Genomic DNA, 14,719 nt, shown 5'->3' with positions numbered 1-14,719 from the left:
CACAGGACCGACGGGGCGATCAATAGGGTGTGACATGTCACCTGTCGCGAGTTCACTGCCGAAGGCGGCGGCCCTGGCCCACCAGGGCCCGGCAGGCGAAGCGGTGCACCCGCAGAGCAACCGTCACGGGCCGCTGGCAGCTGGGCCGCAGGTAGGAGCCGTGGACCCGCTCCGACCACGTCCCCCGGTCCGGGCATGACGCACTCGCAGCAGCCGCGCGGGCGGCGTCACTGCCGCCTTCAGCGACGGTCGGTAACCGGGGACGGTGGGTTCTGCGATACCGCCGGTCGGGTGATCCCCCGAGGTCAGGGTGGTGGGAGCGATAGGAGATCATGTCGCGACCGGTTGCATGGTCGCCCACCAGGGTTTCGCACGGCAGAGCACAGAGACGAGGCAAGGACATGAAGGTCGCGTTCGGGTGGAAGCTGCACGGGGACGGCCGCGCCCCGCAGCCCGGGGCGGTGGTCAAGCCGGACGAGCGGCTGTCATGGGGGCGCACGATCGGGCTGGGGGCGCAGCACGTCGTGGCTATGTTTGGGGCCACTTTCGTCGCCCCGGCCAAAGCATGATGAGACCGAAGTCCGATTAGTAACTAGCCGCGCTACCTATCCCCGGCGGAGCGAGAAGTCGCAGGCCTCGCCCGGCAAGGCCTCGAACAGCTCCCCCGCCCTCACGAATCGCCAGCGATCTGCGGAGCCCACTGACGCTCCGGCAGGGGCCAGCGGTCCAACACCGCCGACCGGTGGCCCGAGGACCATCCCCGCGGGTGCGGGGAGCAGGCCTGACGGCCGTACGCGGCGCCGTCGCGGGCGGGACCATCCCCGCGGACGTGGGGAGCAGCGGGCCCGACCCATTTGCGCGCCGTAATGCCGGGACCATCCCCGCCGACGCGGGGAGCAGGAGGAGTGCCAGTACGTGTTCGTCGGCCACGAGGGGTCATCCCCGCGTCGGCGGGGATGACCCCGTCCTGCTCACCCGACTGATCCGCAAGATGGACTGCTCCCTGCGCGCGGGGATGGTCCATCCGGCAATTCCGACATGGACGACCCCGCGCCCCGCCCGCGCGGGGATGATGCCGCCGGGTTCGAGACCCCCAAGCTCGAGCGCCTACCAATTACATTATATACGGTCACGACTTATTCAGACCCATGAAATCCAAGGAGGCGGCGAGAAGGGTCCGACCACCTAATCCCCCGATCGTAGAGCAGCCGCACCGTTCATCGCGCCGTCGCCGTGACCTGAGCCCAACAGGCAGTAGACCTCGTCGGCGATCCGGCACGCCCGGGCATGCAAGCGAGTCAGGACTTGGAACACCTGGTCGCGCTCCGCAGGTTCGACCACACGGTTGATCTCGCTGCCAAGTTCACGGGCCTGATCAAGGGTCAGGTGGTAGAGACCCAGTCCTCTACCCCAATGTCGCCGCAGACCGCGTTCGAAGGCATGCCGCCGGCGGCTGATGCGCGGCACAGTTTTGGGAGCTCGGCGCAGCACGGCCGTTGTCAGGGAATCGACAGTGCGCTGAAGCTCCTTCAAAGCAGTGGTGTGACTCTCATCGTCCATGGCGAGCATGGTCCTTCCGACCACCGCCCCAAGTCCACTCATTGAAGAGCTATTTCAGGCTCACGAATTTGACACTTTCGAATTCCAACTCTCCACCCACCTTGGGGGATTTTCAAGTCGACTAATGAAATAGTCAAGGCGCGACCGCTCCCCGCAGATAAGATTGATTACCAATGGGGCCACCCCGAAGCCGGCAGCGGCATCTCGATATAGCTGCCAGAGCCCTTCGCGGGCTGCGCTTTCGCATGCCGACACCGGGATACCGTCAACCAGAATCGGCTCCTCCCCACAAAGGCATCGATGGATTGCAAGATGGATCTTGTGACGAGCCGCTGGATGCAGTTCTTCACCTAGCGCGGCCATCATTACGGATATAGCAGCCGGCGCCACATCGGATGGAATTGATTGATTTTCAACATGCCCAGACAGGTCAACCCTAGATATCTGATCCTCCGTAGTTGCAGACACTAGGATTTGCAGAATCTTCGCAAGATGACCCGCCGGGCGGCCACACCCACACTGATATGAATTCCAGTCGACGCGATCAATCTCGATCAATGAAAGGTTCACTGACGCATCCACTTCAAAGGATTCGCGGGAAGGATTCCACCTTCATACCCTGGATCAAAGAAGACGTCGGGACCAAATGCCCACCCCGGAATCCTCCTCTGACATTGCACGCAAACATCCCTCTGCTCAATAGAATACCCCCCGACTGAATCTGGAATGGCCTCAAAGGCTCGCCCGAAGATAAGACCCGCAAGCCCCCACCCGGTGCTCTCCATTATGTTTATCTCGCCACATGATCCATTCCCGGAGCATGTTGCCGCAATCTGCCTAGTCTCCATGTTAACTGCACCTACATACGTGGCGCCCGCTCTCTTCGCAAGAAGGCGGTCACTGGAGTTCAAATGGACTGCCGCATCCGTCAGCATGCCCGTAGCAAGCGCGGTCGCCGCCTGAAGCATCTCCTCCCAGCCCATACCTTCGGTCTGCATAACTATAGCGCCCGGCAATCCGAGGTCTCCCCGCGGGCCGCGCGTCCCCCATCCCTGCTGAATATCATGGTAGTAAATATTTTCGCGAGTTAGGACATCGCCGGCTCGTGCGACTGCTGGGCTCACCAGCACCGTACCGAGGGCCGCTGCCGCATTGACCGGGTTGTCCAGAAGTTTTGGCGCACCGGCCGCTACGTCGATCGGGTTGTCCAGGAGTGTTCCAGTGACCGCCCCCAGATTTGGGCTCACCGTTCCCCATGCACCCGCGCCGGCGATTGCCGGGAAGGTGGTCGAGATTAGACCTGCCGCTTCCTGTGCGGCGTCCGCGGTGAAGGCCGCGGCCCCAGCGGTCGGGTTAGCGGTGGCCGTGACAGTGGCGGTCGCAGTGGCCGCGGCGGCCACACCGTAGGTTGCGCCGGCGGTGTAGGTGCCTTCCGCTCCGCCGATCGCCTTGCCCGGGGCGATCTTGGTGCGGTCGATCTTCACGACCGGCGCTGCGACGTCACAGCTCGAGTAGCCGGACGTGGCCATCCCCAGCGGAGTCATCTTGCTGCCGATGTACATTCCGGCGGCGACCGCGGACAGGCCCATGCCGAGCCCTTGGAGGACATCGTGCTTGTTCGCCTGCGACATGGACACATACAGCGAGGACCCGCCGCCGCTGCTCAAGTAGCCGAGGGCCTGGAGGTTGGCCGATGCGTAGAAGGCGTTGTAGTTGAAGGTGTACTGCGGCCCGGACGAGAACCACCGGTACTTGCTCGGGTTCTTCGGCGCAGGGCCAAGCTCGTAGTTCTCCATGGCCACTGCGGCGCCGGCCACCGCGGCCACTGCGGCCGCCCCGGACGCGATCACCGTGTGCCTGGCGCCGGCGCAGCCGGCGGAGTGGCCGTCGGGGTCGGCGTTCTGAACGGGGTCGGCGTCGCCGAACTGGTAGCGGTTGGCCCGGGCCGACGACATCGGGTCGAGGAGGACGGTGTCGCGGCTGGTGAAGCCGGACGTGGCCGGGTCGTACCAGCGGCTTGAGGTGCTGACCTGGCCGGTGGCGGTGTCGGTCCAGCCGCCCTGGTAGCCGAGGTTGGCGGTGGTGCCGGTCTGGGCGGTGGGCTTGCCCCACGGGTCGTAGGAGGTCGAGCCTGCGGGGGCGGTGGCGGTGGGAGTGAAGGTGCCGATCAGGTCGCCGTGGCGGTCGGTGTAGGCAAGCGCCGCCGCGCCGGTGGCGCCGATGGCGGTGAGGGTGCCGCCGGGGGTGCGGGAGTAGTGCTCGGCGCCGTCGGAGGTGAGGGTGCCGGTGTCGCCGTCGTAGGTGAAGGCGTGGGTGCCGGACTGGGCAAGGCGGCCGAGGGCGTCGTAGCTGTAGGTCTGGCCCTGTTGGGCGGTGAGTTTGTCGTAGGCGTCGTAGGTGGCGGTGGTCGTGGTGCCGCCGGTGGTGCTGGTGGAGCGGGTGCCGCGGGCAGTGTAGGTATAGCTGGCGCCGAGGCTGTTGGAGATGAGCTGGTTGCGCTGGTTGTAGGTGGCGGTGTTTGCGCCGTTAGCGGTGAGGTTGCCGTTGGCGTCGTAGCCGAAGGTGGTGGGGGTCGCGCCGTTGTTCCAGGTGCTGAGTCGTCCGGCCTGGTCGTAGCTGTAGGTGTTGGTGGTCGCTCCGGCGAGGCCGACGGTGGTCTTGGTCTTGAGGCGACTGGAGGGGAAGTAGGTGTAGGTAAGGGAGGAGACGGCGGTGCCGGTGGCGGTGGCGAGGCTGTCGCCGGTGACGTTGCCGAGGTCGTCGTAGGTGTAGGTGCGCTTGTCGCCGGTGCCGTACTGGACGGTGGAGGTCTGGCCGCGGGCGGTGTAGCCGTAGGTGAGCGCGGTGCCGGTGAGCGGTTCAGCGAAGGTCTTCAGGCGTCCGGCGCCGTCGTAGCTGTAGGTGGCGCTCCCCGATTCGTTGGTGCGGGTGGTGAGGTTGCCATCCGCGTCGTAGGTGTAACTGGCTTGGCTGGCGGGCCCGTTGGCGGTGGCCAGTAGGCCGCGGTCGTCGTAGGCGAAGGTCTGAGTGCCGCCCGGGGTGGACAGCGAGGTCAGGCGGCCGGCCAGGTCGTAGCCGAAGGTGCGGGCCGGGCTGGTGGTGGCTTCGCCGCCGGTGCCGCTCTGACCGGTGACGTTGCCGAGGGCGTCGTAGGTGTTGGTGAGGGTGACGCCGCCGGGTTCGATCCGAGTGGCGGGCGCGGAGTTGATGTCGTAGGCGGTTGTGTAGGTGCGGTCCGCGACGTTCGGGTAGGCGGAGGTCGCGGGCTCAATGGTGGACTCGGGCAGGCCGAGGGTGTTGAAGGTGTAGTAGGTGGTGTTGCCGTTGCCGTCGGTGTAGGCAGTGCGGTGGCCAGCCGCGTCGTAGCCGAACGCGGTGGTGATGCTCGCTGTTGCGGAGACCGGCTCTACGTGGCGCACCACGTGGCCGACGGCGTCGAAGGCCGCGGTGGTGGTGTTGCCGTCGGCGTCGGTGGCGGTGACCGCGTTGCCTGCAACGTCGTAGCCGGTGCTGGTGGTGGCCAGCACGGTGCCGGTGGTCGACAGGCGGGAGGTGGTCCTGGCCTGGCCGGCCCGGTCGTAGGTGGTGACGGCGGCGGGGCCGGCGGTGCCGGGCTGGTCGCCGGGCTGGGTGATCCTGGTGGGCTGGCCCGCCAGGTTGTAGGTGCTGGTGGTGGTGTTGCTCAGCGAGTCGGTGGCCGAGGTGGATTCGCCGGCGGCGTTGAAGGCCGCGGTGCTGCGGAGCCCGGCCGGGGTGGTGACGGAGGTGGCGTTGCCCGCGTCGTCGTAGGTGACGGTGCTGGTGTAGGCGTCGGTCGTGGTGGTGCGGCGGACGAGTTCGGTGGCGGTGATCTGCCGGCCGAGGTCGTCGTAGGTGGCTTCGACGCGGGCGCCGGTCGGACCGGTGGCGGAGAGCGTCTCGCCGGCCAGGTCGAAGGTGGTGAGTGACTTCGGGGTGATGCCGTCGACCTGAGGGAAGTCGGTCTCGACGAGGTTGCCGAGTTGGTCGTAGGTCTGGGTGGTGAGCTTGTTCTTGGCGTCGTGCAGGGTCTTGGGACGGTCGAGGGCGTCGTAGTCGACCTGGGTGACGGCCGTGACGGCAGTGTTCTGCCGGGGGGCGGTGTAGGCGGTGCGGGCAGCGGACTCGTGGTGCCCGGTCGTCTGGTCCCAGGTGTGCGTCAGGGTGGTGACGTTGCCGGTCGGGTCCTGGGTCGACGTCGGCTGGTCGTCGATGCCGTAGCCGACGCGGGAGATGGCCCGGGTGCCGTGCAGGACGGTGGCGGTGCCGGTGGCCGGGTCGACGGTGGTGGTGTCGGCGGGCGGCGCGGTGGTGAGGGTGAGGCGGCCCAGGGCATCGTGGCTGTAGGTGGTGGTGTAGGCCGTGGGGTCGGCGCCGGTGACGTTGCCGAGGGGGCTGGTAGTGGTCAGCGGCAGGCCACGCTGGTCGTAGGTGTTCTTGACGACGGAGTCGGCGGGGGTGTTCTTGACAGTCTGGGTGAGGACTTGGCCGACCTTGTTGTAGGTGGCGTCGGTTTCGCGGCTCTCGCCGCCGCCGGCCAGGACGCTGGTGAGGATGTTGTTGCCGGCGTCGTACGTGTAGGCGGTGGTGCGGTTCAGGCCGCCGGGGTCGAGCGTTGTAGCTGTGGTGCGGCCTGCGGCGTCATAGGCGGTGACGACGGTGGTCTTGCCGCCGCCACTGGTCTGCTGGGTGAGATGGCCCGCGGCATCGTAGGTGTTCTGCTGCAGGACGATGGCGCGCTGGGTGCCGTCGGGGTTCCGGTAGGCGTCGAGGTCGGTCTCGGCGACAGAGTTGTCGTCGTTGTAGTAGGTGTGGGTGGTGCGGCCCATCGCGTCGGTGACGGTGGCCAGGCGGCCGGCGGGGTCGTAGGCGCGGGCTTCGAGGATCTGGAAGCGGGAGGGGACGGGGTCGAGCGGGCTGCCGGTGTAGTTGTTGATGCCGGTGCGCAGGAGTCGGCCGTTGCCGTCGTAGGTGTAGCTCCAGGAGGTGCCGGCGGGGTCGGTGCGGTTGATGGGGTGGGCTTCCGCGTCGTAGAGGTAGCTGGTGGCGCGGCCGGCGGGGTCGGTGGTCTTGAAGAGCTGGTTGTGGGTGTTGTAGGCCCAGGTGGTGGTGCGGGGGCTGTCGCCGCCGGTGGTGTCGGAGACGGTCTGGGTGGTGGGGTTGCCGTCCGTGTCGTAGCCGGTGGTGGTCTTGCGGGTGTGGACGGTGCCGGTGATGGCGTCGGTGGTGGCGGGGTCGGTGCGGGTCAGCAGGTTGCCGAGGCCGTCCCAGGTGGAGGTGGTGGTGGTGCTGGCCGCGGCGGGGCCGCAGTCGGTGCAGGTGGTGGTGGCGGTGGTGCGGCGGCCGAGGTTGTCGTAGGTGTAGGTGGTGACCAGGCCGGTGGGAGCGATGGTGCGGTTGAGGTTGCCGGCCTTGTCGTAGGCGTAGGCGGTGGTAGCCCCCGCCGTGTCGGTGCTGGTGGCAACAAGTGCGGCGGGCTGGGTGCCGGTGGAGCCGACGGCCGCCTCGGTGCCGGTGGTGTAGGTGACGGTGGCGGTGCGGCCGCTGGGGAAGTCGGAGGTGGCGGGGGTGGTCGTCGACGTGGGGTCGCCAAGCGCGTTGTACGCGTAACTGGTCGCGTACGTGGTGTCGTTGACGTTCTTCGCGCGGGCGTCGCTGCTGGTCAGCAGCCTGTCGCTGGCGGGGTTGAAGGGGTTGGCCTGGTCGAGCGAGTAGGTGGCGTAGGCGGTGTGGCAGTGCGCGGCGTCGGTGCAGGTGGTGGTGGAAACGGTGTTGCCGCGTTCGTCGTGGCCGGTGGTGGTGGTGTGGCCGTCAGGGTCGGTGACGCTGAAGAGGAAGCCGTGGGTGTCGTAGCTGTAGCGGGTGGTGGCGGCGTTGGCGTCGGTGGTGGCAGTGAGTTGGCCGGTGCGGGCGTCCCAGCGCCAGGTGAGGGTGTGGGAGAGCGGGTCGCTGGCGGTGGCGGTGGTGATCTTGGTCTGGGCGGCGGCGCTGCCCATGGCCTTGTAGTGAGCGGTGACGGCGTCCGCGTTCAGCACGGAGGGGTAGTAGGCGACTTCGGCGATGGTGCCGGTGAAACGTCCGTCGGGGCTGGTGGGGTGGTTGGGCCAGGTGCCGTCAGCGGTGCCGGCGCCGACGTAGGCGTAGGCAGTGCCGTTGGCGAACACGGTGCGCTTGGTGGTGCTGCCCGCCTCCTTGGCGCCGTCAAGGTAGAGCGTCTGGCCGTTGTCGTCGCCGGCGAGGACGGCGTGGTGCCAGGTGTTGTCGTTGACGTTCTGGGTGGAAGTCAGGGTGTTGGCGGCGTCGCCGGTCCACAGGTCGCCGTAGAGCTTGCCGTCGGTGCCGACGTACAGGGCGGGATTCCACTGGTCCACCCCGCCGGTGTGGGCGGCGCCGAGCGGGAAGGACTGGTAGCCGTACAGCACACCGGCGTTGCTGGTCTTGAACCACAGCTCGATGCTGTTGGGGCCGCGGACAGGTATGGCGGAGGCGGGCAGTTGGAGGGAGGACGTGGTGCCGTTGAAGGAGGCGGCGGTGCCGTCGGAGCTGCCGGAGGGGCCGGTGACGCCAAGGTTGGTGCTGGTGTAGGTGCCGTGTCCCTGTTCGGGCAGGGCGGTGCCGAGGGTGTCCTGGACGATCTTGGCGCCGGCGGGCTCGTTCAGCCGCCAGTAGGCCTCGGGGGTGGAGTCGATGACTCCGGTGCGGTAGTTCGCGGACTGGCTGCCGGCCTCGCCGGCGGGGGCAGTGGCGTAGCTGTAGTGACGGCCGATCGTGTTGGTCTCCAGGGCGTAGCCGTAGTAGGAGAAGTCGGCGATCTGGCCGGTGAAGTGCCCGTTGGCGTCAGTGGGTTGGCTGGGCCAGCCGGTGACGGTTCCCGCGCCGAGGTAGGAGTACTGGGGGCTGGTGTACTTGGTGGGGCCGGTGATGGTGCTTCCGGTGGCGGCGCCGTCGAGGAAGAGCTGTTGGGAGAAGGAGCCGTTCGCGAAGCCGACGACGAGGTCGGCCATGTGCCAGGCGTTGTCGTTGACGGCAGTGGCGGAGACGGCGGTGTTGGTGTTGTCACCGTTCCAGACCTGGCCGCGGAGTTTGCCGTCGGCGCCGACGTACAGGACCGGGGTGTAGGTGGCCGGGGTTGCGCCGCCGATGGGGTCGGACTGGTAGCTGTAGATGACGCCGGCCTTGGCGGTCTTGAACCAGACTTCGACGGTGGCGGTGTTGCCGATGTGCGGGGCGGCGTTCGGGGGCAGTTGGACGTAGGAGGTGGTGCCGTTGAACGTGGCCGTGGTGGTGCTGCCGGTGCTATAGGGGCCGCCGGCGGCCTGGGTGGTGTTGGAGTAGGTGCCCTGGTTCTGGGCGAGGGCTTGGGAGGTGAGCAGGTCGGCGGCCTGGTTTCCGGCGGTGTCGTTCAGGCGCCAGTAGCCGGACGGGTGGGCGTCGACGACGGCGCCGTCGTACGCGGCGGTGCCATTGGCGGCCTGGGCGTACAGGGCGGCGGCGTTGATGCCGTGGTCGAAGGCGGCGACGTCGGCGATCTGGCCGTTGAAGTGGCCGGACGGGTCGGTCGACTTGCCGGGCCAGCCGCCGTCGAAGGTGCCGGCGCCGAGGTAGACGTGGGTCTGCCCGTTGGGCTTGATGTCTCCGGTGAGGGTGCCTGCCGCCTGGCCGTCGAGATAGAGGGTTTGGCTGGTGGGGTTGTCCGCGGACAGCACGGCCTGGTGCCACTTTCCGTCGGTGACGGTGGCGGTGGTCACGAGGGTCTTCGAAGGGTCGCCGGTCCAGAACTGTCCGTGGAGTTTGCCGTCGGTACCGACGTACAGTGCGGGGTTCCACTTGTCGACGCCACCGGTGTGGGCGCCCCCGATGGGGAAGGACTGGTAGCCGATCAGAACGCCGGGGCCGGTGGTCTTGAACCACAGGGCGAAGGCGCCGGTGCCAGTGGTGGGCGCGTAGGCGGCGGGGATCTCGGCCCAGGAGGTAGTGCCGTCGAAGGTCGCTGCAGTGCTGCCGGTGGTGGGCCCGGCGGCGCCGAGCGCGACGTTGGAGTACGTGCCGTTGTTCGGGGTGGGGCGCGGGCTGTAGACGGCGTTGGTGGCCTGGCCGGCTTTTCCTTCTGCCAGGCGCCAGTAGCCGGCGGGGCGGGAGCCGAGGACGGCGCTGCGATACTCCTGTTCGGAGCCAGCCACGGCGGGCTGGTTGAGCTTCCAGACGCCGCCGTTGGGGTCGGTGTACTGGGTGGCGCGGTCGTTGACGGTGTCGTAGGTGACGGCGAGTTTGGTCTTGCCGGACGGCAGGGCGATATTGGTGAGTTCAGCGGAGGGCTTCTGCGCGGCGGTCCACTGCGTGGTCACGGCGGGTGCGCCGATGGTGCGGTTGTAGAACGCGACGTCGCTGATCGAGCCGTTGAAGTACGACGGCCGTCCGGTGTTGTCGCTGCCGTTGTACAGCGGTTCGTCGGGCCAGATGCCGCCGGTGAAGCCCGCGCCCACAGTGGCGACGCGCTGGCCGGGCGCGACGATCTGGCCGGTGCGGCTGCCCTGGGCAGTGCCGTCGAGGTAGAGGGTCTGGGTGTCGCCGGCACCGGTCAGCAGCGCGTAGTGCCACTTGCCGTCGTTGACGGGATTGGCGGAGGCGATCGGGTTGACCCAGTTGTTCCACAGCTCGCCGTAGAGCTTGCCGGAGGTTCCGACGTACAGCGCCGGCGTGTAGTTGCCGGTCGTGGTGGCGGCGGGGAAGGCATCCGTCTGGTAGCCGAACAGCACGCCTTGGCCGGTGGTCTTGAACCACAGGCCGATGGTGGCGTAGGCGGAGGCATCCAGCAGATTGCGGGGCAGAGTGACGACGCCGGAAGTGCCGTTGAACGTGGCGGCCGTGGCGGCAGACCCATTGCCGGGGCCCGCGGTGCCGAGGGCGACGCCCTGCGCGGAGTAGGCGGCGGTGTCGGTGCCCTGGTTGGCGATCGCCTCGCTCTTGGCGGTGGTGCCGGAGGCCTCGCCCAGGCGCCAGTAGGAGACCGGCCCGGCGTCCAGGACGGCCGAGCTCAGGTGTGATCCGGTGGTGTAGGTGTAGGCGGTGCAGGGGCGGGCGGTGTTGGTGCCCGCGGGCGGGGTGCAGACCTGGGCGAGCCGGTCCGGGTCGGCCGTGTCGTAGCTGTAGGTCCAGGCGAGCGCCGTGCTCGCGTCGCCGGCGATGGCCGGGTCGGTGGCGACCTGTGCGACGTGCCGGCCGTCGGCGGTCCAAGTGAAGTGCAGGGCGCGGCCGGAGGCCTGATCAGTGACGGTGTCGAGCTTGCCGCCCGTGTAGCGCAGCGCCTGTGTGTGCTGCTGGCGGTCGGTGATCTGCGTCAGCAGGAACCCGGCGCCGGCGGGCTGGGCGAAGGTGTAAACGGTACCGGTCTTGTCGGCGAGGGTGAAGCCGCCGCCCGCCCGGGCGGCCAGCGTCTCGAACTCGCCGGCGGGCGAGGTGTAGACGGCCATGCCGGTGGTGGTGCGCGCCGCCGCCGACCACTGCGGGGTGCTGCCGGAGTGGTACAGGTACTGGACGCCGGTGGCCTTGTCGACAGCGAGGATGTCAGTCCCCGGATCGCCGGCGATGCCGTTGACCGGGGTCAGGTCCCGCATGCCGTCCCACCCGGTGCCGAGCTGGACGGGGCTGCCGAGAGTGGAGGAGCCGAGCGTCGCGTTACCGATGCCGGGGTAGAGCAGCAGGTTGCCGGAGCCGTCGATGGCGACGAGGTCGCCGCGCCCGTCGTGGTTGAAGTCGCCGCCGGTCAGCTCACGCAGACCGTTCCAGCTGCCGCCGAGTGCGGTGCGCGCGCCGATCGACGAGCCGTCGGCCGCGATCGGGTAGGCGTAGAGCGTGCCCGTGGCGGGGTCGACCGCGACGAGGTCCTTCTTGCCGTCGGCGGCCAGCGGCGGCGTGACGGCGAGACCAGTCATGCCGTTCCAGCCGTCGGCAGCGAGAGTGACCGGGGTTCCCAGGCTGGTGCCGGCCCGGCCCGGGTACAGCTTGAGAGCGCCCGAACCGTCCACCGCCAGCACCTCACCGACACCGTCGCCGGTGACGTCGCCGCCAGCGATCCGCGACATGCCGCTCCAGCCGTCACCGAGCAGGCGACGCTTGGCCTGGGAGAAGTCCGGCCCGGGGTAGAGCCACAGCTTGCCGGTGCTGGAGTCGACCGCCACCGCGTCGTCGATGCCGTCGCCGGTCTGGTCCCCCGCGCCAGCCAGCTTGGTGAGCTGAAAGTCGTTGCGCCCGAACCGCTCGGCACGGCCGCTGGCGGTCGTCAGTACGACACCGCCGCTGCCGTCCGCGTCCGGCACCACGCTCATGTCGTACAGAGAGGACCAGCCACCGCCGAACAACGACGCAGTGCGCGGGTCGAGCGAGTTGTAGGTCCGGTTGACGGCCAGCGCCGGGCCGACCGCAACAACCGACGCATCAGTGGTGCCGGTGGTGTAGTTACCGGCCTGCGGGTCGAAGCTCCGGGTAGTGCCGTTGCCGACAGCACCGCCGAGGCGGGAGGTGATGAGCGGCTGCTGGACCGTGGTGCTGAAGGGGATCGGGGTGGTCGGGAGGCTCTCCCCGATGTGGTCGCCGACCTTGACGGTCCAGGTGTAGGTGGAGTTCCAAGCAAGGATTCCGGCGGGCACCCGCCAGGAGTTGCTGGGCTGCCAACCGGAGTCGGCGAGCTTCTGAGGGCTGCCCGAGACAGGGGTCGAATAGACCTGGAAGTCGTAGTCGAGGCCATTGCCCGGGTAGTTGTCGGGATCGTGGCCGGACGCGTACAGCTCCGGTGTGATGGTGCCGACCTGGGTGTTCCCGAGTGGCAGGACCGTGTCGATCTGGGGGTTCGCGTTCTGGGACTGGATCCAGACGCAGGCGCCCATCATGACGTTGTAGGAGTCGGCGAGCGAGGTGTTGCCGTTGACCTGTCCGTCCCAGCACATCTGGTAGTTCTGACCAGCGGGCAGCGGCGGGATGGTCGCGTTGAAGGTGACGGTTTCACCGGTCTTGACCAGGCCGGGCACGCCGGTGAGCGGCACGTTCGCCGCAGGGAACACCTCTATGTTGTTGGAGTTGTAGAACCGCGGCTTGACCTGCATCGACGAGCTGTTCCACCAGTTCACTGACCGGTTGGTCATGGTAAGCGGCATGGAGCCGGGTTGCGTCGCGGTCGGCGGCGTGTAGCTGGTGGGGTTGCCGTAGACGGCCGCCCAGTCCGCGTAGGTGATCTCCAGGTAGGGCGGGTAGGAGGTGTTGACGCTGTCGTACTTTTTCCAGCCATTGACGTCGGTGGAGCTCGCTGTCATCGCCAGACCGTAGTTGGCGCCGTCGTTGGCCCAACTGTTGACCAGCGCGGTGCCCGGGTCGAGCTGGTTCTTGCCCAGTTGGAAGATCTCGTCCCTGATGCCGACGGAGCACTTGTCGCCGGCGGATGCCGTGTTGACGGCGAGTTGCTGGCCGATCGTCAGACCGGGGAAGTCGTGGATCGTAGACGGGTCCCACCCGCTGTCGATCTTGTTGATGTAGACCGGTGCGCCGTCGCAGTTCCATGAGTGGGTGTTGACCGCGTGAAGCTTGGCGCCCACCACGAACTGATTGTGTAGGGCGCTGCCGACACCGGGGAAGTACAGGTAGCTGTTGTCGACGTGGCCGCCGTTGTCGTAGGTGCCCACTCGCAGCTCGGCGGCACCGGAGTTGTTGCCGTTGTAGCCGCCGGCTCCGGACTCGACGAAGGTGGTCCGGCCTGCGTTGACGTTGCCGGCACTGGTCGGGTCTACCCGGACCGGGTAGGCGCGCGCCTTGTCGTGCAGCCAGGCTGCGTCCAGATCCATCCGCATAGCTGGCTTGCCGTCGACCGTAATCAGCGTGTAGTTCACGCCCGTCGATATCGCGCCCTGGCCACTGTGGACGTCGACGTTCGCGTCCTCCATGCTGCCGCGCGGCATGGTGAGGCGAACGGCACCGGAAGCGTCCCGAAATTCCAGGTCGCCCAGGCTGCCGACGACCGGAGTCAGGCCGGTCAGGTCCAGTGGGAAGGTCCAACTGGTAGGGGCGTCGGCGTCGTTGAGGACGAGCGTTTCCTTGATGCCGTTGGCCAGGCCGTTGTAGACGACATCGGTGGAGCGGGCGGCTCGCGGGTAGGTGAGGGTGTCGCCGTTGGCCGTCGCTTTGACGGGGGCCGCGCCCTGCAACCCGTAGGACACCTTGTGGTCAGCGTCGACGGCCAGGGTCACCAGGGTCCGGTCGTCGGCCCGGGCCGCGAAGGAGATGTCCTGACTGTTGGCCGTCTCGGTCCACCGGCCCGCCGCAGTGGTGAAGTTGGTGTCGATATTCGCCCAGGTCCCGTCGGGCTTCCGGTAGTGCACCGGACGGGAGTAGACGCGCGTTGTCTTCGTGCCGTCGGGGTTCGTGAAGGTCGCGGAGTCCCGGTTGCGGGCGCCGACGACCTCGGCACCGTCGGAGGCGGGCCCGGGTAGCGCGGTGGTGTCGGCGGCGGACTGGCCGCGGTAGGCGGGGTTGCCGTCCTTCTCCGCCTGGGAGACTGGAGTCCCGGTGCTTCGCGGGCTGTCGGGCGGCGCGACCGGCTGGGCGGCGATGGCGCCGCGGCCGCCTTCGGACGGTTGCGGACCGGCCCCGTCGGTCACGGTGTCGGCCGGCAGCTCACCCGGAGCGGGGCTATGTTTGCCCGCGCCCGCACCGGACCTGGAGGTGGCGGAGGCCGGAACGCTGCCGGATCGACCGTCGGCGCTGCCCTCGAGCTGATGGGGCGTGTCGGCCGCGGCCCGGGCGGTGGCGGCCTTCGCGCTCTGCTGTGTAGTGAACGCCGTAGCCGGCTCGGCAATCGCAGTCTGCACCATGGCCAGACCGACAACGACCGCAACCCACCGGCCGGCCCGGGCGACAGGGGTGGTGCTGTGACGTGCCATCGGCGTCCTGGCCGCGTGGGCGGCACGTTGGACAACGGACTTCACGGACGAGCGACGCACGTCGGATCTCCCCTGGACAGATTCAAAGCCACACCCCTCACAGGGCTGACGGCGAACACTTACCGTTCGCACACATGTCCCGTCTAGAGGACCTCCAGAGCAAATTGCCCCGTTTCGACGACTCAAGGCAGACTTCGACCGAAATGATCTTGCCA

General features: G+C 68.2%; 2 protein-coding genes and 1 pseudogene. 1 reads left to right on the top strand and 2 read right to left on the bottom strand.

The features are described 5' to 3' along the window. Positions 1–401 precede the first annotated feature (401 nt). Positions 402–557, top strand: a pseudogene (locus tag ACI1MP_RS31425) (nitrate reductase); the annotation flags it as partial. A 628-nt stretch (positions 558–1,185) separates the two neighbouring features. On the opposite strand, the gene ACI1MP_RS31420 reads toward ACI1MP_RS31425, so the two are convergent. Further along, a complete protein-coding gene (locus tag ACI1MP_RS31420; RefSeq protein WP_404870068.1) occupies positions 1,186–1,560 on the bottom strand; it encodes a hypothetical protein in 375 nt (124 codons plus the stop codon). Positions 1,561–2,126: 566 nt separating this feature from the next. Further along, positions 2,127–14,435, bottom strand: a complete 12,309-nt coding sequence (locus tag ACI1MP_RS31415; protein ID WP_404870067.1) for a LamG-like jellyroll fold domain-containing protein — start codon at positions 14,433–14,435, stop codon at positions 2,127–2,129. Between the last annotated feature and the right edge of the window lie 284 nt (positions 14,436–14,719).

Origin of the sequence: Kitasatospora griseola (genome assembly GCF_044999035.1) — a bacterium.
Lineage (GTDB): Bacteria > Actinomycetota > Actinomycetes > Streptomycetales > Streptomycetaceae > Kitasatospora > Kitasatospora griseola.
Note: the sequence above shows the minus strand (reverse complement) of the source record. Positions and strands in the feature narration are given on the sequence as shown.